Raw genomic sequence first — 18,943 nt, 5'->3', positions numbered from 1 at the left:
CCAAGTGAGAGGCGACCCACCATGCCGCTGCATGTTCCCCCTGCCCCCGCGCCCGCCCTCCGCAGCGTCCTCGCCGCCCTCGGTTCCCCCACCGCCGTGCGTGAGGCCCGCACCCCCGCCCTCCGTGCCCACCAGGGCCCCCTCACCCCCGAACTGCCCCTGCCCGTCCACGTGTTGGACGATGTCAGCCACCCCGCCGGCCCGCCCCGCACCCGGCTGACCGGCTGGCGCTTCCTGATCCGCGACGGGGAACGCGCGGTGGCGACCGCAGAGGCGATGCTCACCGCGGACGGCTGGGCCTTCTCGCATTTCTGCGAGGGCCCCTACGTCACATCGACCGAACGGGCACTGCGTCAGGCGGAGTCCGTACCGACTCCGTACCAGCCCCGGCTGCTGTCCGTGCCGGAGCTGTACATGCTCACTTTGTGGCTGCACCACGACGTCGGTGCCGACGGCGCCGAGGGCGTGCCCGCGCCGGGCGACGTCCTCGTACCACTGGCGCCGGCCCCGCCGGGCATCGCGGCGCACCGGCCGCACCGGGTGGCGGATCTGCTGCCCCGGCTGACCCTGCGCCTGGCCCCGGTACCGCTGCTGGGGTCACCGGCCTGAGGCTCCGCAGGGGGTTCTCCGCGGCGAGCGGCCGACGTCGTACCACCGCAACCGCGCACAGATGCACACCGTTCCACAGGTTCGCGCCCCGCGCCCTTTTGGACGCGGGGCGCTCCGCTGCGCTCACCCACGCGGAGTACGCGGCCGGGTCACTCCCAACGCCCCGTCAACGTCCCGTACTTGAAATGAACCGACCGCACGGGTGATGCGTCATTATCTAGTGAGTGCCGCTGCAGCCAAATCCCTGCGGAATCCGGCCCGTGGGGCAACACTGGTATCGACCTACTGAAACGGGGGAGCGGCCATGAGCATCGCGTCGAGCCGCAGGACGAATCAGACCACATCGCAGCGAAAGATCTCATCCATGTGCCAGCATCAACCACCGTGCCCGACCGCAGACTCCGCCGACCGGGAGGCCGCCCATCTTGTGGCGCACCACCCGGAGCAGGGCTGGAGCCTGCTGTGCAACGGTGTCCTCCTGTTCGAGGACACCGGTGAACTGCTGCCGGACGGCCAGGTCATCGCGCCGCACCGGGTGCTGGGCACACCGCACGTGGCCACCGCCGCCTGATCCTTCACGGGCGGCGCCACCGCGGGCGACCGCACAACACGGCACAGAGCACCGCACAACTCAGCACAACGGACAACAGGGCCCCCGGCGTCCACGCCGAGGGCCCTTCGCATGCCGCGCCGCCGTGAGCGGCGCGCCCACGGATCAGCTGTCGTACTCCTCCAGCGGCGGGCAGGAGCAGACAAGGTTGCGGTCGCCGAACGCACCGTCGATACGGCGCACCGGCGGCCAGTACTTCTCCGCCGCCTCGACACCGGCCGGGAAGACCGCCTCCTCACGGGTGTACGGGTGCGGCCACGCGCCGCTCAGCGCCCCCGCGGTGTGCGGGGCGTTGCGCAGCGGGTTGTCGTCCTTGTCCCACTCCCCCGAACCGACCTTGTCGATCTCCGCGCGGATCGCGATCATCGCGTCGCAGAAGCGGTCCAGCTCGTCCAGGTTCTCGCTCTCGGTCGGCTCGATCATCAGCGTGCCGGCCACCGGGAACGACATCGTCGGCGCGTGGAAGCCGTAGTCGATCAGCCGCTTGGCGACATCGTCGATGCTCACACCGGTCGCCTTGGTCAGCGGCCGTACGTCGATGATGCACTCGTGCGCGACCAGGCCGCCGGGGCCGGTGTAGAGCACGGGGTAGTGCGGCTCCAGGCGCTTGGCGATGTAGTTGGCGCCGAGCACCGCGACCTGGGTGGCGCGCTTGAGGCCCGCGCCGCCCATCAGCCGGACGTACGCCCAGGAGATGGGCAGGATGCCGGCGGAGCCCCACGGCGCCGCGGAGATGGGCCCGACGCCCGTCTCCGGGCCCGCGGAGGGCTGCAGCGGGTGGTTGGGCAGGTACGGCGCCAGGTGGGCGCGCACGCCGACCGGGCCGACGCCCGGACCGCCGCCGCCGTGCGGGATGCAGAAGGTCTTGTGCAGGTTCAGGTGCGAGACATCGCCGCCGAACTTGCCCGGCTCGGCGAGCCCGACCAGCGCGTTCAGGTTGGCGCCGTCCACGTACACCTGGCCGCCCGCGTCGTGCACCGCCGCGCAGATCTGGGTGATGTGCTCCTCGAACACGCCGTGCGTGGACGGGTAGGTGACCATCAGGACCGCGAGCTCGTCACGGTACTGCTCGATCTTGGCGTGCAGGTCGTCCGCGTCCACCTCGCCGTCCGCGCCGGTCTTGACGACGACGACCTTCATGCCGGCCATCACGGCGCTGGCCGCGTTGGTGCCGTGCGCCGAGGAGGGGATGAGGCAGACGGTGCGCTGCGCGTCGCCGTTGGCGCGGTGGTAGGCCCGCACGGCCAGCAGCCCGGCCAGTTCGCCCTGCGAGCCGGCGTTCGGCTGGATGGAGACCTTGTCGTAGCCGGTGACCGTGGCCAGCTGCTCCTCCAGCTCCGCGATCAGCGTGAGGTAGCCCTGCGCCTGCTCGACCGGCGCGAACGGGTGCAGCTGCCCGAACTCGGGCCAGGTGACCGGCTCCATCTCGGTCGTCGCGTTCAGCTTCATGGTGCAGGAGCCGAGCGGGATCATGCCGCGGTCCAGCGCGTAGTCCTTGTCCGACAGGCGGCGCAGGTAGCGCAGCATCGCGGTCTCGGAGCGGTGCTGGTGGAAGACCGGGTGCGTCAGGTACGCGTCGCCGCGCAGCAGCTCCGACGGCAGCGCGTCGGCCACGGCTTCGTCCAGCCGCTCGATGTCGGCCTGGACGCCGAAGGCGCCCCACACCGCGTGCACCTGCGCGCGCCCGGTGGTCTCGTCGCAGGCCACGCCCACCAGGTCCGCGTCGACCAGGCGCAGGTTGACCCCCGCCTCGCGGGCCGCTGCGACCACCTCGGCGGCCCGGCCCGGCACCCGTACGGTCAGCGTGTCGAAGTACGCGCCGTGCACGACCTCGACGCTGCCGGCGCGCAGGCCCTCGGCCAGGATGGAGGCGTAGCGGTGGGTACGGCGCGCGATGGCCGCGAGCCCGTCCGGGCCGTGGTAGACGGCGTACATGCCCGCCATCACCGCGAGCAGGACCTGCGCGGTGCAGATGTTGCTGGTGGCCTTCTCGCGGCGGATGTGCTGCTCGCGCGTCTGGAGGGCGAGGCGGTACGCCTTGTTGCCGTCCGCGTCGACCGAGACGCCCACCAGGCGGCCGGGCAGGCTACGGGCGAACTTCTCCCGTACGGCCATGAACCCGGCGTGCGGGCCGCCGAAGCCCATCGGCACGCCGAACCGCTGGGTGGTGCCGACGGCGATGTCCGCGCCCAGCTCACCCGGCGAGGTCAGCAGCGTCAGCGCCAGCAGATCGGCGGCGACGGTGACGACCGCGCCCAGCTCGTGCGCCCGCTCGATCACGGCGCGGGGGTCGCGTACGGCACCGGACGCGCCGGGGTACTGGAGCAGCACGCCGAAGACGCCGCGCTCGGCCACCTCGGCCGGTATGCCGTCGGACAGGTCGGCCACCACGACCTCGACGCCGGTCGGCTCGGCGCGGGTCTCGATCACGGCGATGGTCTGCGGCAGGCAGTCGGCGTCGACCAGGAAGACGCCGTCCTTGACCTTGCCCACGCGCCGCGCGAGGGCCATCGCCTCGGCGGCGGCCGTGCCCTCGTCGAGCAGCGAGGCGCCGGAGGTCGGCAGTCCGGTCAGGTCGGCGACCATGGTCTGGAAATTGAGCAGCGCCTCCAGGCGGCCCTGCGAGATCTCCGGCTGGTACGGGGTGTAGGCCGTGTACCAGGCGGGGTTCTCCATCACGTTGCGCAGGATCACCGGCGGGGTGAACGTGCCGTGGTAGCCGAGCCCGATCATCGGGGCGAGCACCTGGTTACGGTCCGCGAGCGCCCGCAGCTCGGCCAGCACCTCGGCCTCGCTGCGGCCCTGCGGCAGCCCCAGCGCCTCCGCACTCTTGATCACATCCGGTACGGCGGCCGCGGTCAGCTCGTCCAGCGATCCGAAACCGACCTGCGCGAGCATCTTGGCCTGGTCCTCCGGACCGGGGCCGATGTGCCGCTGCTCGAACGGGGTACCGCGTTCCAGCTCGGTCAAGGAGATGCGGTTGGTGGTCATCTGCGGGGGCCTCCTGGTCGTTTCGACCTCTGCGGGGCACCACGGCGCTGGTGCCCGGACGGCCTCCCCCTCTGTCATCGCAACCTGAGAGCTTCACCGGTTCCGCACGCGGCACCGGCTTTCACCGTCGGTGAGGAGGGGCTCCGGCGCTGTGCCCGTCCGTGGCCCGCCCTGCTTTCCAGAGTGACCTCGTCCATGCGGTACATGAGCCTGAGAGATTCCGGGGAGGAGTTGCTCCTTCGGCGCCCTCGCCATGATCGGCGAAGGACTCTCCCGCATGGGGTCGACAGCCGTTCGCCAGCCTACCAGCGCGGCGAACGGGCGTTCCTTCGAGTGGCCGGGGCATGAAATGTGCCGTTTGGTAGTTGTCACAAGGCAGTTGCGACCACATGGAGGGACCGTGCAGACCGATATCGATCCCCGCAGCTTGATCGGCCGCAAGGCGTTCGACAAGAACGGAACCAAGATCGGCACCGTCGACGAGGTGTACCTGGACGACGCGACCGGAGAACCGGAATGGGCGGCCGTACGCACCGGGATCTTCAGCCGGGACGCGTTCGTGCCCCTGGAGCCCAGCGATCTGGTCGACGAGGTGCTGCACGTCCCCTACGACCGCAAGCTGATCAGGGATGCGCCGGACTTCGGGGTGGGCCGCCACCTCTCGCCGGAGCAGGAACTACAGCTCTACCACCACTACCGGCTGGACATCCCGGCCCCCGATTCCGTCTCCGGGCCCGTCCCCGGCTCGGACGCCGCGCGGGCCGACACGGAATTCGGGAGGGTGGCGGGGGCGGAGGACTGAGGGGCGGGGGCCTTCTGGTCAGCTCCCTTCTGGGCGGGGTCCTTCTGGGCAGGGCCCTCCTGTGCGGGCCCGGTGGATGGCTCGGCCGGCCCGCCCACCAGCGGCAGCGGCTCGCCGGGGCGCAGCGCCGGGTCGTCCACGGGGAAGGTGCGCACCCGGCCGGGCCCGGACCACGGCTGCTCGAACCGTACGGTCACCCGGCCGACACCGCTGCCCTGCACCCAGCCGGCGCCGTGCTCCTCATGGATCACGTCCAGCCCGGGGAGCCAGCGCCGGGGCCGCTCGGGCTCGTCGGCCGCCTCCCGGGCCGCCTCCGCCGCCACCCGGCGCTCCCGCTCGGCCTCCTCTTCGGCCGCCTTCTCCGTCGCGAGCTGGGCGAACAGGTCCTCCTGGGTGAAGTCGGCGAGCCCGGTCACGCCCACGCCCAGCAGCCGTACGCCGCCCGTCGTGTCCACCAGGTCCAGCAGCCGGGCCGCCGCCTCCCGCACCACACTCGGGTCGTCGGTGGGTCCGCGCAGCGTCTCCGACCTGGTCAGCGTCGAGAAGTCGTAGTTACGCACCTTGATCACGACGGTCCGGCCGGAGCGCCCGGCCGCCCGCAACCGCTCCACGCACCGGTCCGCCAGCCGCGTCACCTCGGCCCGCACCCGGGTCCGGTCGGTCAGGTCCACGTCGAAGGTGTCCTCGACCGATATGGACTTCGCATCCCGCTCGGCCACCACGGGCCGCTCGTCGCGGCCCAGCGCCATGGCGTACAGCCCGGTGCCGTGCGCCTTGCCCAGGAGGCGCACCAGCTCCGCCTCCCCCGCCTCCGCCGTCTCGGCGATCGTGTGGATGCCCGCCCGGCGCAGCGTCTCGGCCGTGGCGGGGCCGACGCCGGGCAGCGTACGCACCGTCATCGGGCCCAGCAGCTCCCGTTCCGTCCCCGGCTCGATGACCACCAGGCCGTCCGGCTTGGCCTGCTCGGACGCGATCTTGGCCAGCATCTTGGCCCCGGCCAGGCCCACCGACCCGGTGAGCCCCGTCGTGCGTCTGATGTCCCGCCGCAGCCGCTCCCCCACGGCCCGTGCGGCCGCCGTGTCGGCCTCGGTGCCGCCGGCCTCCAGGTCCACGAACGCCTCGTCCAGGCTGAGCGGCTCCACCAGCGGCGACAGCGCGTGAAGCAGTTCCATGACCTGGTCGCTCACCCGGCGGTACAGGGTGAAGCGCGGGGTCAGATACGCGGCGTTCGGGCAGAGGCGGCGGGCCTGGGCGGTCGGCATGGCCGAGCGCACCCCGAAGACCCGGGCCTCGTACGACGCCGTGGAGACCACGCCGCGCGGGCCGATCCCGCCGACCACCACGGGCTTTCCGCGCAGGCTCGGCTTCGCCGCCTGTTCGGCGGACGCATAGAACGCATCCATGTCCAGATGCAGGATCGTCGGCGCACGTCTCACACGACCGATGCTCCCCCACACCACTGACAATCGCCCCGACCGACCCCGCCGCGCGCGGCCTCACCCTGCCTCGGGCGCACTCCGGAATCCTCTGAGAGGCCGCGTGCGCGCTTCGGAGGCCGTGTGCGGCTCCTGTGGCCGTTATGGATCTCCTGGTGCGGCAGAGGCGCAGGAGGCCGTCGTAACGGGCGCGCGAGGAGCGCACGCCCGTATTCCGTACGTCGGGTACGCCGGATGCGCCGGAGCACGCCGGGGCGATCGGCCCCCGGCCCCGCGGCGTACGCCCCCGCTCACCCCGCCCGGTTGCGGCGCCGCGCCAGTTCGTCGTGCGGGTTGTGCCGGACCAGCGTCTCGCCGGTGTCCACCCGCTCCCCGTGAAGCTGCGACAGCGCGCTTTCCACATCGCGCCAGACCACGCCCACGGCGATGCCGAAGACGCCCTGTCCCCCTTGGAGCAGGTCGACGACCTCATCGGGCGAGGTGCATTCGTAGACCGTCGCGCCGTCGCTCATCAGCGTCATTCTCGCCAGGTCGGACAGCCCGCGGGAGCGCAGGTGCCGGACGGCGGTGCGGATGTTCTGGAGGGAGACCCCGGTGTCCAGCAGCCGCTTGACGATTTTCAGGACGACGACGTCCCGGAAGTTGTAGAGCCGCTGGGTGCCCGACCCGTAGGCGGGCCGGACGCTCGGCTCGACGAGCCCCGTACGGGCCCAGTAGTCGAGCTGGCGGTAAGTGATCCCCGCGGCCGCGCACGCCGTCGGGCCCCGGTAGCCGATGGTGTCCGCCCCGCGGTCGCCCGGTGCCCCGGCGGCCTGTGCCGGGGTGCGGTCAGCAGCCCCGGAGTGGAGCGGCAACGCCCCTTCCGCCGCCGTACCGTCGCCGGTGATTGCCACGCCGACCTCCGTCCTCCACGTCCCGGACGGGACCTGCCCTATCGACGGTATGCAGTCACTCGGGGTGCGTCAACGATCGCCGCGCTCGCCACGCCGAGTGATAATCACCTTGCGAGTGGTTTCTCGTGTCCCTGCTCAGGGAAAGGCTAATCGAATGCGCGGAAGGCACCCCTCCGCGCACCTGGCTCACTGGCTGTTGGTGCCGAAGTCCTCGGGCGAGATCTGGTCGAGGAACTCGCGGAACTTCTCCACCTCGTCCTCCTGCTCGTCCGGGATGGCGATCCCCGCGTCGTCGAGGACCCCGTCGGTCCCGTAGATCGGCGTACCGGTGCGCAGCGCCAGCGCTATGGCGTCGGACGGACGGGCGCTGACCTCGACACCACTGGCGAAGACCAGTTCGGCATAGAAGACCCCCTCGCGCAGGTCCGTGATGCGGACCTGGGTCAGTTCCTGGCCCACCGCTTCCAGCACGTCCTTGAAGAGGTCGTGCGTCAGCGGCCTGGCAGGGGCCATCCCCTGCTGGGCGAAGGCGATGGCGGTGGCCTCCCCCGGCCCGATCCAAATGGGCAGGTAACGATCGCCTCCTACCTCCCGTAGGAGCACGATCGGTTGGTTGGAAGGCATTTCCACCCGGACACCCACGACATCGAGCTCGTTCACACAGCAACCCTAGGACGTGCCCGGCCGGTTTGGGTAGTCGGGCCACCCATTGCTCACGTCAGGCGGACGCGCAGGGCGGACTGGACCAGTGCAGCATGCAGCCGTACGGACAGCGTGGCCAGCTCCCTGGCCGTGGCCTCGGCATGCTGCCTGGTCTGCGGATTGCGGTGGCGGCGCAGCGGCGCCACGACCTGCTCGACCAGATTGGCCTCCCGCTCGGCCGCCGCCTTCACCGTCCGCAGATGGCGCGGTTCCAGACCGAAGCGCCCCAGCTCGGCGACGAGTTTGGCGACCGTGACGGCCTCGATGTCGTACCCGCCCCCGTCGTCCGGGACGATGAGGCCGTACGACTCCCAGTCGGCGAGCTCGGCCTCCTCGACCTCCGCGGCGGCCAGCAGCTCCGCCCGGCCTATGCGGGCGGCCGTGGGCCGGTCGGCGTCCGGCTCGCCGAGCCCCTCGAACAGCTCCCCCGCGGGCGCGGCGGGCGCCGGCAGCTGCACCTGCTCACCGCGCGCCACGGCGTCGAGATGCTCGCGGATCACTTTCAGCGGAAGATAGTGGTCACGCTGCATCCGCAGGACGGACGCCAGCCGGGCGACGTCGTCCGTGCTGAACTTCCGGTAGCCGGACGGGGTGCGCCGCGGCTCGACGAGCCCCTCGGCCTCCAGGAAACGGATCTTGGAGATGGTGACCTCGGGGAACTCGTCGCGCAGCGAGTTGAGCACCGTTCCGATGCTCATCAGCTTGCCGTCCGCGGCGGTGCCGGCCGACCCGGCACCGCCCGGCCCAGTGCGGTGCATATGCCTTCCTTGGCCGGTCAGAAGCCGACGCCCCGCTGGCTCGCGTAGAAGACCAGCCGGAACTTGCCGATCTGCACCTCGTCACCGTTGGCGAGCAGGACCGAGTCGATCCGCTCACGGTTGACGTACGTGCCGTTCAGGCTGCCGACGTCGGCGACGGTGAAGGTGCCGTCCTGGCCGCGGCGGAACTCCACGTGGCGACGCGAGACCGTCACGTCGTCCAGGAAGATGTCGCTCTGCGGGTGGCGGCCGGCCGTCGTCAGGTCGCCGTCCAGCAGGAAGCGGCTGCCCGAGTTCGGACCGCGGCGCACGACCAGCAGGGCCGAGCCCATCGGCAGCGCCTCGACGGCCGCCTGCGCCTCGGGGGACAGCGACGGGATCGCCGTCTGCCCGGTCGTCTCCGCGTCGTACGCCTCCAGCCCCGAGATGGAGATGGTGGAGGTCGTCTCAGAGGCACGCTCCGCCTGCGCGCCGGGGCGCAGCGGCGCTCCGCAGTTGGAGCAGAACCGGCTCGCCTCGGCGTTGCGGTGACCGCACCTCGTACAGACCGGCAAGGAAACCCCTCCACCCGTGTTCGCGGCCGACGGTCCCTGGGAACCTATGCGGCCGGACACGGAGGGGTCAACAGAACCGGCGCCGGGCGCGCCGACCTGGTCGCGGAAGAGCGGGCGCTCCTGGGCGGCACCGCTCTCCTCGGGCTGGCGCGGGGCACGGTGCTTCGCCGAGCCGGTGCCGCCCTCCTGGCGTGCGCTCTTGCCGAACAGCTTTGCAAACAACTTCACGGGCGATTCCCCTTGAACGAAACAGACCCGCCCGTGGGGCAGGACGAACCCTCGATGCACACACCGGCCGATCCGGACATCCGGTGAACGTCCGTGGCCTCCACACAGTTTCCACCACGCACCACCCGAACGGTGCGCCGACCCCCCGCTACCTCATGCCCGACCCGGGCCGTCCCCATTCGTGGCTCACTCACCGCGATGACGACCGAGCGTAGTCAGGCCGCTTCGCCTCCCGCAAGGCATCCACGATGATCTTCTCGTCACGGCTCACCGACACTGTGGCCTGCTCCTTTTCCAAAGTCTGCACCACTCCGCCCGGGATGTTCAGCGCGGGCTCCAGGTCCTCGGGCTTGCCGATCACCTTGAAGCGGTACGGCTGGGCGACCCGCTTGCCGTCCACCTCCACGCCGCCACGGACATCCGAGACATACGAACCGGCCACGATCCGTACGTCGTTGATCTGGATGGCCTCGGCCCCGGCCGCCCGCAACTCCTGGATGGTGTCCAGGAGTTTGTCCGCCTCGACGGAGTGCGTCGGGTCGTTGATGGTGAGGTTGATGCCCGGCCCCTGGGCCGCCACCGTCCCCGCCAGCACGCCGAGCTGCTGCTCCTTCTCCACGGTCTGTTTACGGGCCTCCTCGGCCTGGTCCGAGCTGTTCTCCAGTTCCGTCTTCTGGCCTTCCAGCCTGCGCTGCTCATCCGTCAGACGCTGCGAACGGTTGTCCAATTCATCCAGGATGCGCACAAGGTCCTCCTGTCGCGCGCCCCGTAGTGCACTGCTGTCACTGGTGGAACGTACCTGAATTGCCAGGCCGAGACCGAGAATGAACAGCAGCAGGGCCACGATCAGTTGGGCGCGGGTGAGCCGCGGCGGCCACAGACCGGCCACCAGGCGCTGCCGCCCGGTCATCGCCGGGCCCGGCGCGCCGGACCCAGTGGCCGGTTCCGTACCGTCCGGCGCCCCGTCCGCGGCGTGTCCCCCGTCGGCCCTGCGCTCCGCCGCCCTGCTCTCCGGCGGCACCGGCCGGCGGTCGGCAGGCCGGTCCGTACCCGCGGAGCGCGCCGTACGGGGCTCCTCCGGGGGCCGGCCGGGCTCCGGCGCCGTACCGTCCCGCCCTGGATTCTCGTCGGTACCCATCGGCATCAGGCCCTGAAGACGTGCCGGCGGATGGCCGCGGCGTTGGAGAAGATGCGGATGCCCAGTACGACGACCACACCGGTGGACAGTTGGGCGCCGACGCCGAGCTTGTCGCCGAGGAAGACGATGAGCGCGGCGACCACCACGTTGGACAGGAACGAGACGACGAAGACCTTGTCGTCGAAGATGCCGTCCAGCATCGCGCGCAGACCGCCGAAGACGGCGTCCAGCGCCGCGACGACAGCGATCGGCAGGTAGGGCTCGACCACCGTCGGCACCACGGGTCGGACCACAAGCCCGACCACGACTCCCACGATGAGGCCCAGTACGGCGATCACGATGTGCCCTTCCCTGTGTCGGTGCCGCCCTGGGCACCGGCCTTCGGCTGTGCTGTACGTACGATCAAGCTGGGCGCGGGCGGCAGCGTGACCCCGTTCTCGGCGGAAATCTTCGTACGGATCCCGTAGTTCTTCTGCAGTACGTGCAAGTACTGCCCGTCCGCACTGTCCTGGAACGCGGTGACGAGCTTGTGCCCGTCGCCCACCGCCAGCACCGTGTACGGCGGCACCAGCGGCTTGTTGTCGACCAGTATGGCCTCTCCGGCGGCTCTGATCGCCGAGAGGGACGTCAGGCGCTGCCCGTTGACGGAGACGGCCTCGGCGCCGGACGCCCAGAGGCCGTTGACGACCCGCTGCAGATCGCGGTCGCGCAGCCGCCCGGTGTCCGAAAAGCCACTGCTCTCGCGCGGGCCGCCACCACTGGACTGCGCCGACTTCGCGTCGTCGACGACGAGTTTCACGCCGGGCCCGGTCACCTGGGTCGAGCCCGCCAGCAGCGCGAGCAGCTCGGCCTTGTCGCCGCCGTGCTTGCGCAGCGCCTCGCGCTGGATGGCACCCACGTCGTCGCGGAGCTTGTCGACACGCTTTTGCACCGCGTCGGCGTCGGCCGTGCCGTGCTCGATGCGGCTGATCAGCTCCTCGCGCTCCTTGGCCAGGGTGGGCGCCGATATCCGCGCCTGGGCGGCACCGACCGTCACCACCACCGCGGCCAGCACCAGGCCCGCCGCCAGCCCCAACTTCGCCCGCAGCGTACGGGGGAGGCCGCGCACCCCCGCCTCGCTCTTACGGGCCGCCGCTTCCGCGTACCCGTCGTCCAGGGCGTGGTCCATGACATTGGTCAGCAGCGACATCGAGGCATCGGGGCGCGAGGCCGGCTGGGGGGTGCTCCGATCGGGGCGCTGCTGCGACATGCCGCACATCGTCGCACGTCGGCGCCGCAGTCACCCAATGGCCCCACCGGCGTGCCGAATCGCGGCACACCGGTGGGGCCACGGGGCGGGCGGACGCGACCGCGTCCGCCCGGCCGTGCTCAGCGGCCGGCGCTGTCCACCACGGCGGACCACTCGTCCAGCAGCTGCTGGGCCGAGGCGTCGTCCGGGCCCTCCGCCCACAGATGGGTGACGGCCTCCGCCGGGTCCGGCAGCACCAGCACCCAACGCCCGTCGGCCTCCACCACCCGTACGCCGTCGGTCGTGTCCACCGACCGGTCGCCGGCGGCTTCCACCACATGGCGCATGACCAGGCCCTTGACCGCCCACGGCGTGGCCAGGTCCCGCTTGAGCACATGGGCTCGCGGAATCCGCGCGTCGATCTGGCTGAGCGTGAGCTGCGTACGCGCCACCAGCCCGATCAGCCGCACGAACGCCGCCGCGCCGTCGAAGACGCTGCTGAACTCCGGAACGATGAAGCCGCCCCGGCCGTCACCGCCGAAGATGGTGTCGTCCGCGCGCCCCACCCGGGTCAGGTCGTCGGGCGAGGTGGTCGTCCACTCCACCTGCGTACCGTGGTACGCGGCCACCTGCTCGGCGATACGGGTCGTGGTCACCGGCAGCGCCACCCGCCCGCTGCGCCGCTCGGCCGCCACCAGGTCCAGCATGACCAGCAGCGCCCGGTCGTCCTCGATGATCCGGCCGCGCTCGTCCACCAGCGACAGCCGCTCACCGACCGGGTCGAAGCGCACCCCGAAGGCCGCCCGCGCGGAGGCCACGATCTCCCCGAGCCGGACCAGCCCGGCGCGCCGGGCGTCGGCGGTCTCGGTCGGCCGGGACTCGTCCAGGCCGGGGTTGATGGTGAGCGAGTCGACGCCGAGCCGGCCCAGCAGGCTGGGCAGCACCAGGCCGGCGCTGCCGTTGGAGGCGTCGACGACCACCTTCAGGCCCGCCTCCCCGATGCCCTCGGTGTCCAGCGAGCGCAGCAGCGACCCGGTGTACGAGTCGTAGACGCTGGAGGGGAAGTGCAGGTCCCCGATCTCGCCGGGGAAGGCCCTGCGGTACTCCTGGCGCGCGTAGACCCGGTCCAGCTTGCGCTGGCCCGCGAGGGAGAGGTCTGCTCCCCGCTCGTCCAGGAACATGATGTCCACCGAGTCCGGTACGCCGGGTGTCGTACGGACCACGATCCCGCCCGCGCTGCCGCGAGCCGTCTGCTGCCGGGCGACCGGCAGCGGCACGTTCTCCACGTCCCGTACGTCGATGGCACTGGCCTGGAGCGCGGAGATCATCGCCCGCTTCAGCGCCCGCGCGCCGCGGGAGTGGTCACGGGCGATGGTGACCGTGGAGCCCTTCTTCAGGGTCGTGGCGTACGCGCCGGCGAGGCGTACCGCCACCTCGGGGGTGATCTCGACGTTCAGGATGCCGGACACGCCGCGCGCGCCGAACAGGTGCGCCTGGCCGCGGGACTCCCAGATCACCGAGGTGTTGACGAACGCGCCGGCCTCGATGGTCTTGAACGGGTAGACCCGTACGTTGCCCTGAACAATCGATTCCTCACCGACGAGGCACTCGTCGCCGATGACCGCGCCGTCCTCGATCCGCGCCGCCCGCATGATGTCGGTGTTCTTGCCGATCACACAGCCGCGCAGGTTGCTCTGCTGGCCGATGTACACGTTGTCGTGCACCACGGCCTTGTGCAGGAAGGCGCCGCTCTTGACGACGACGTTGGAGCCCACGATGGTGTGCTCGCGCAGCTCCGCGCCGGCCTCGACCTTCGCGTAGTCGCCGATGTACAGCGGTCCGCGCAGTACGGCGTCCGGGTGCACCTCGGCGCCCTCGGCGACCCAGACGCCCGGCGAGATCTCGAAGCCGTCGATGTCGACGTCGACCTTGCCCTCGAGGACGTCGGCCTGGGCCTTCACATAGCTCTCGTGGGTGCCCACGTCTTCCCAGTAGCCCTCGGCGACATAGCCGTAGACCGGCTTGCCCTCCTTCATCAGCTGCGGGAAGACATCACCCGACCAGTCCACCGGGACATCGGGCTCCACATAGTCGAAGACTTCGGGCTCCATGACGTAGATGCCCGTGTTGACGGTGTCGGAGAAGACCTGGCCCCAGGTGGGCTTCTCCAGGAACCGCTCGACCTTGCCGTCCTCGTCGACGATCGTGATGCCGAATTCCAGAGGATTGGGGACCCTCGTGAGGCAGACGGTGACGAGCGCGCCCTTCTCCTTGTGGAAGCTGATCAGGTCGGTGAGATCGAAGTCGGTGAGCGCGTCGCCAGAGATCACGAGGAAAGCGTCGTCGCGAAGCGCCTCCTCGGCGTTCTTCACGCTGCCGGCTGTTCCCAGCGGCTTTTCCTCGTTGGCATAGGTGAGCTCCATGTCGAGCTCTTCGCCGTCACCGAAGTAGTTCCTGACGAGCGACGCCAGGAATTGCACGGTCACCACGGTCTCACTGAGTCCATGCCGTTTCAGCAGCCGCAGCACATGCTCCATGATCGGCCGGTTGGCCACCGGCAGCAGCGGCTTGGGCATACTCGACGTCATGGGGCGAAGGCGGGTGCCTTCGCCACCGGCCATCACAACGGCCTTCATGTCGGAAGCGTCCTCCTCGAAAGAGATGACGGTCTTGCCGACTTCACCCGTCCGGGAGACTTAACGGTGTGCGCCCTCGGCACCTGGTTCCGGCCAGGTGCCGTTACGACGGGATCAGTCGGCCTTGTTGTCCGCCTTGATGAGTCGGCGGACCTGGACCACATAGAGAATCCCTGCCCACCAGTACAGTGCTGTACCCCATCCGGCGAACGCCCATCCGAAAATCGCAGCGAGCGTGTGGAGCCAACCTTCTCCGTCGCTGAGCAGCAGCAACGGGAAGGCATACATCAAGTTGAATGTAGCCGCCTTGCCCAGGAAGTTCACCTGGGGAGGGCCGTAGTTGTGCCGGGCGAGCGCGGCGACCGCGACCAGCAGCATCAGTTCGCGCGCCAGCAGGGCCGCGGTGACCCACAGCGGAAGGATTTCGCGCCAGGTCAGGCCGACGAGGGTGGACAGGATGTACAGCCGGTCGGCGGCCGGGTCGAGGATCCGGCCCAGGCTGCTGATCTGGTTCCAGCGGCGGGCCAGCTTGCCGTCGAGGTAGTCGCTGACGCCGCTGAGCGCCAGTACCAGCAGTGCCCAGTACTTGGTGTCCGGGCCGCCGAACTCCTTCCACAGGATCAACCACAGGAACACCGGCACGCCTACGAGACGAGCCATGCTCAGAATGTTCGGGATGGTGAGGACACGATCCGTCTGGACGCGCGTCTCCTGGACCTCCACCCGGGGGCCTCCTGTGGGGAACGTACCGACGATGCCCCCTGACCTTACCTGGCCACTACACTTCGCCACACCGCGGGGCCCCTGTCCGGATACCACCCGATAACCGCCGAAAAAGCGACTGCCGGCCGGTGGCGGCACGGCCGGCGTCGCCCCTGAACGCAGAAAAGCCCCGCACCATACGGTGCGGGGCTCCCCCACAAAAATTGTTCGGCGGCGTCCTACTCTCCCACAGGGTCCCCCCTGCAGTACCATCGGCGCTGAAAGGCTTAGCTTCCGGGTTCGAAATGTAACCGGGCGTTTCCCTAACGCTATGACCACCGAAACACTATGAAGATGAACTCCAGCCAGCAAGGCGAGTTCGTTACTTCAGAACAAACACAGTGGACGCGAGCAACTGAGGACAAGCCCTCGGCCTATTAGTACCAGTCAACTCCACACCTTACGGCGCTTCCATATCTGGCCTATCAACCCAGTCGTCTACTGGGAGCCTTACCCCATCAAGTGGGAGGGAGCCCTCATCTCGAAGCAGGCTTCCCGCTTAGATGCTTTCAGCGGTTATCCTTTCCGAACGTAGCCAACCAGCCATGCCCTTGGCAGAACAACTGGCACACCAGAGGTTCGTCCGTCCCGGTCCTCTCGTACTAGGGACAGCCCTTCTCAAGACTCCTACGCGCACAGCGGATAGGGACCGAACTGTCTCACGACGTTCTAAACCCAGCTCGCGTACCGCTTTAATGGGCGAACAGCCCAACCCTTGGGACCGACTCCAGCCCCAGGATGCGACGAGCCGACATCGAGGTGCCAAACCATCCCGTCGATATGGACTCTTGGGGAAGATCAGCCTGTTATCCCCGGGGTACCTTTTATCCGTTGAGCGACGGCGCTTCCACAAGCCACCGCCGGATCACTAGTCCCTACTTTCGTACCTGCTCGACCCGTCAGTCTCACAGTCAAGCTCCCTTGTGCACTTACACTCAACACCTGATTGCCAACCAGGCTGAGGGAACCTTTGGGCGCCTCCGTTACCCTTTAGGAGGCAACCGCCCCAGTTAAACTACCCACCAGACACTGTCCCTGATCCGGATCACGGACCCAGGTTAGACATCCAGCACGACCAGAGTGGTATTTCAACAACGACTCCACCATGACTGGCGTCACGGCTTCACAGTCTCCCACCTATCCTACACAAGCCGAACCAAACACCAATATCAAGCTATAGTAAAGGTCCCGGGGTCTTTCCGTCCTGCTGCGCGAAACGAGCATCTTTACTCGTAGTGCAATTTCACCGGGCCTATGGTTGAGACAGTCGAGAAGTCGTTACGCCATTCGTGCAGGTCGGAACTTACCCGACAAGGAATTTCGCTACCTTAGGATGGTTATAGTTACCACCGCCGTTTACTGGCGCTTAAGTTCTCAGCTTCGCCCCACCGAAATGGAGCTAACCGGTCCCCTTAACGTTCCAGCACCGGGCAGGCGTCAGTCCGTATACATCGCCTTACGGCTTCGCACGGACCTGTGTTTTTAGTAAACAGTCGCTTCTCGCTGGTCTCTGCGGCCACCACCAGCTCACACCGCAAGGGTGATCACCAGCCGTGGCCCCCCTTCTCCCGAAGTTACGGGGGCATTTTGCCGAGTTCCTTAACCATAGTTCACCCGAACGCCTCGGTATTCTCTACCTGACCACCTGAGTCGGTTTAGGGTACGGGCCGCCATGAAACTCGCTAGAGGCTTTTCTCGACAGCATAGGATCATCCACTTCACCACAATCGGCTCGGCATCAGGTCTCAGACTTCATGCACGACGGATTTGCCTACCGTGCGTCCTACACCCTTACCCCGGGACAACCACCGCCCGGGCTGGACTACCTTCCTGCGTCACCCCATCACTCACCTACTACCACCTTGGATCAGCGGCTCCACCACTCCCCTTTGTCCGAAGACTCCAGGGCGGCTTCACGGCCTTAGCATCAGAGGATTCGATGTTTGGCGCTTCAAAGCGGGTACCGGAATATCAACCGGTTGTCCATCGACTACGCCTGTCGGCCTCGCCTTAGGTCCCGACTTACCCTGGGCAGATCAGCTTGACCCAGGAACCCTTAGTCAATCGGCGCACACGTTTCCCACGTGTGTATCGCTACTCATGCCTGCATTCTCACTCGTGAACCGTCCACAACTACCTTCCGGCGCTGCTTCACCCGGCACACGACGCTCCCCTACCCATCACAGTCCCCGTTAGGAGTACATACTGCAATGACATGACTTCGGCGGTGTGCTTGAGCCCCGCTACATTGTCGGCGCGGAATCACTTGACCAGTGAGCTATTACGCACTCTTTCAAGGATGGCTGCTTCTAAGCCAACCTCCTGGTTGTCTCTGCGACTCCACATCCTTTCCCACTTAGCACACGCTTAGGGGCCTTAGTCGATGCTCTGGGCTGTTTCCCTCTCGACCATGGAGCTTATCCCCCACAGTCTCACTGCCGCGCTCTCACTTACCGGCATTCGGAGTTTGGCTAAGGTCAGTAACCCGGTAGGGCCCATCGCCTATCCAGTGCTCTACCTCCGGCAAGAAACACACGACGCTGCACCTAAATGCATTTCGGGGAGAACCAGCTATCACGGAGTTTGATTGGCCTTTCACCCCTAACCACAGGTCATCCCCCAGGTTTTCAACCCTGGTGGGTTCGGTCCTCCACGAAGTCTTACCTCCGCTTCAACCTGCCCATGGCTAGATCACTCCGCTTCGGGTCTTGGGCACGCTACTATATCGCCCTCTTCGGACTCGCTTTCGCTACGGCTTCCCCACACGGGTTAACCTCGCAACATACCGCAAACTCGCAGGCTCATTCTTCAAAAGGCACGCAGTCACGACGCAAAGAACAAGTTCTCTGCGCGACGCTCCCACGGCTTGTAGGCACACGGTTTCAGGTACTATTTCACTCCGCTCCCGCGGTACTTTTCACCATTCCCTCACGGTACTATCCGCTATCGGTCACCAGGGAATATTTAGGCTTAACGGGTGGTCCCGCCAGATTCACACGGGATTTCACGGGCCCCGTGCTACTTGGGTGGTTCTCAAGCGAGCCGCTAATGTTTCAGCTACGGGGGTCTTACCCTCTACGCCGGACCTTTCGCATGTCCTTCGCCTACATCAACGGTTTCTGACTCACCGACCGGCCGGCAGACCGATCAAGAGAACTCCCACAACCCCAACCACGCAACCCCTGCCGGGTATCACACGTGACTGGTTTGGCCTCATCCGGTTTCGCTCACCACTACTCCCGGAATCACGGTTGTTTTCTCTTCCTGCGGGTACTGAGATGTTTCACTTCCCCGCGTTCCCTCCACATACCCTATGAGTTCAGGTACGGGTGACAGCCCATGACGACTGCCGGGTTTCCCCATTCGGACACCCCCGGATCAAAGCTCGGTTGACAGCTCCCCGGGGCCTATCGCGGCCTCCCACGTCCTTCATCGGTTCCTGGTGCCAAGGCATCCACCGTGCGCCCTTAAAAACTTGGCCACAGATGCTCGCGTCCACTGTGCAGTTCTCAAGCAACGACCAGCCACCCGTCACAACCCGCCGAAGCAAGCCTTTACCGGGGCCGGCGTTTGAAGGAACAGGCTCAAGCCCGTGC

14 protein-coding genes, 2 rRNA genes and 1 riboswitch are annotated in these 18,943 nt (G+C 68.1%); of the genes, 3 read left to right on the top strand and 13 right to left on the bottom strand.

From position 1 onward, the window contains the following. Nucleotides 1-21: 21 nt before the first annotated feature. Entirely contained in the window at nt 22-609 is a 588-nt protein-coding gene (locus CP984_RS35700; RefSeq protein ID WP_003984959.1) for a hypothetical protein, read from the top strand. A gap of 364 nt (nt 610-973) precedes the next feature. After that, nucleotides 974-1,180, top strand: a complete 207-nt coding sequence (locus tag CP984_RS35695) for a DUF5999 family protein (RefSeq protein ID WP_030019934.1) — start codon at nt 974-976, stop codon at nt 1,178-1,180. Between the two features lie 144 nt (nt 1,181-1,324). Here the strand turns inward: CP984_RS35695 and gcvP are convergent, their stop codons facing one another. After that, a complete protein-coding gene (gene gcvP, locus CP984_RS35690) occupies nt 1,325-4,210 on the bottom strand; it encodes an aminomethyl-transferring glycine dehydrogenase (RefSeq protein ID WP_003984961.1) in 2,886 nt (961 codons plus the stop codon). A gap of 188 nt (nt 4,211-4,398) precedes the next feature. Continuing rightward, nucleotides 4,399-4,496: riboswitch (glycine riboswitch) on the bottom strand. Between the two features lie 114 nt (nt 4,497-4,610). On the opposite strand from gcvP, the gene CP984_RS35685 reads away from it, so the two are divergent. Further along, nucleotides 4,611-5,012, top strand: a complete 402-nt coding sequence (locus tag CP984_RS35685) for a PRC-barrel domain-containing protein (RefSeq protein WP_003984962.1) — start codon at nt 4,611-4,613, stop codon at nt 5,010-5,012. Here the strand turns inward: CP984_RS35685 and CP984_RS35680 are convergent. From CP984_RS35680 to CP984_RS35625, 12 genes are all read right to left on the bottom strand, one after another. Continuing rightward, nucleotides 4,904-6,448 (bottom strand): DNA polymerase IV, encoded by a 1,545-nt coding sequence (locus CP984_RS35680; protein ID WP_003984963.1) that lies wholly within the window; start codon nt 6,446-6,448, stop codon nt 4,904-4,906. The two genes, CP984_RS35685 and CP984_RS35680, sit on opposite strands and share 109 nt — an antisense overlap. Before the next feature lie 290 nt (nt 6,449-6,738). Next, a complete protein-coding gene (locus CP984_RS35675; RefSeq protein WP_003984964.1) occupies nt 6,739-7,341 on the bottom strand; it encodes a MerR family transcriptional regulator in 603 nt (200 codons plus the stop codon). A 186-nt stretch (nt 7,342-7,527) separates the two neighbouring features. Then, nucleotides 7,528-8,001 (bottom strand): bifunctional nuclease family protein, encoded by a 474-nt coding sequence (locus CP984_RS35670; RefSeq protein WP_003984965.1) that lies wholly within the window; start codon nt 7,999-8,001, stop codon nt 7,528-7,530. 53 nt (nt 8,002-8,054) lie between these two features. Continuing rightward, nucleotides 8,055-8,801: a transcriptional regulator FtsR gene (gene ftsR, locus CP984_RS35665; protein ID WP_003984966.1), complete on the bottom strand. Its 747-nt coding sequence runs from the start codon at nt 8,799-8,801 to the stop codon at nt 8,055-8,057. A gap of 17 nt (nt 8,802-8,818) precedes the next feature. Continuing rightward, nucleotides 8,819-9,655, bottom strand: coding sequence for an FHA domain-containing protein (locus tag CP984_RS35660; RefSeq protein WP_226048853.1), 837 nt, complete (start codon nt 9,653-9,655; stop codon nt 8,819-8,821). A 118-nt stretch (nt 9,656-9,773) separates the two neighbouring features. Beyond that, on the bottom strand, nt 9,774-10,721 hold the full coding sequence (locus CP984_RS35655) for a DUF881 domain-containing protein (RefSeq protein ID WP_226048736.1): 948 nt from the start codon (nt 10,719-10,721) through the stop codon (nt 9,774-9,776). Between the two features lie 5 nt (nt 10,722-10,726). Then, nucleotides 10,727-11,059, bottom strand: a complete 333-nt coding sequence (locus tag CP984_RS35650; protein WP_003984969.1) for a small basic family protein — start codon at nt 11,057-11,059, stop codon at nt 10,727-10,729. Next, nucleotides 11,056-11,970: a DUF881 domain-containing protein gene (locus tag CP984_RS35645; protein ID WP_032916425.1), complete on the bottom strand. Its 915-nt coding sequence runs from the start codon at nt 11,968-11,970 to the stop codon at nt 11,056-11,058. The genes CP984_RS35650 and CP984_RS35645 overlap by 4 nt, the downstream gene beginning before the upstream one ends. A gap of 119 nt (nt 11,971-12,089) precedes the next feature. Further along, entirely contained in the window at nt 12,090-14,585 is a 2,496-nt protein-coding gene (locus CP984_RS35640) for a mannose-1-phosphate guanyltransferase (protein ID WP_003984971.1), read from the bottom strand. A gap of 114 nt (nt 14,586-14,699) precedes the next feature. After that, entirely contained in the window at nt 14,700-15,308 is a 609-nt protein-coding gene (locus CP984_RS35635; protein WP_003984972.1) for a CDP-alcohol phosphatidyltransferase family protein, read from the bottom strand. A gap of 205 nt (nt 15,309-15,513) precedes the next feature. After that, a 5S ribosomal RNA gene (rrf, locus tag CP984_RS35630) occupies nt 15,514-15,630 on the bottom strand. Nucleotides 15,631-15,704: 74 nt separating this feature from the next. Continuing rightward, a 23S ribosomal RNA gene (locus CP984_RS35625) occupies nt 15,705-18,828 on the bottom strand. Nucleotides 18,829-18,943: the final 115 nt, after the last annotated feature.

Origin of the sequence: Streptomyces rimosus, from assembly GCF_008704655.1 — a bacterium.
Classification (GTDB): domain Bacteria; phylum Actinomycetota; class Actinomycetes; order Streptomycetales; family Streptomycetaceae; genus Streptomyces; species Streptomyces rimosus.
Note: the sequence above shows the minus strand (reverse complement) of the source record. Positions and strands in the feature narration are given on the sequence as shown.

Coding starts and splice junctions, on each gene's coding strand:
- CP984_RS35700 (WP_003984959.1), top strand. CDS start 22: ATGCCGCTGCATGTTCCCCCTGCCCCCGCGCCCGCCCTCCGCAGCGTC.
- CP984_RS35695 (WP_030019934.1), top strand. CDS start 974: ATGTGCCAGCATCAACCACCGTGCCCGACCGCAGACTCCGCCGACCGG.
- gcvP (WP_003984961.1), bottom strand. CDS start 4,210: ATGACCACCAACCGCATCTCCTTGACCGAGCTGGAACGCGGTACCCCG.
- ftsR (WP_003984966.1), bottom strand. CDS start 8,801: ATGCACCGCACTGGGCCGGGCGGTGCCGGGTCGGCCGGCACCGCCGCG.
- CP984_RS35655 (WP_226048736.1), bottom strand. CDS start 10,721: ATGGGTACCGACGAGAATCCAGGGCGGGACGGTACGGCGCCGGAGCCC.
- CP984_RS35645 (WP_032916425.1), bottom strand. CDS start 11,970: ATGTCGCAGCAGCGCCCCGATCGGAGCACCCCCCAGCCGGCCTCGCGC.
- CP984_RS35640 (WP_003984971.1), bottom strand. CDS start 14,585: ATGAAGGCCGTTGTGATGGCCGGTGGCGAAGGCACCCGCCTTCGCCCC.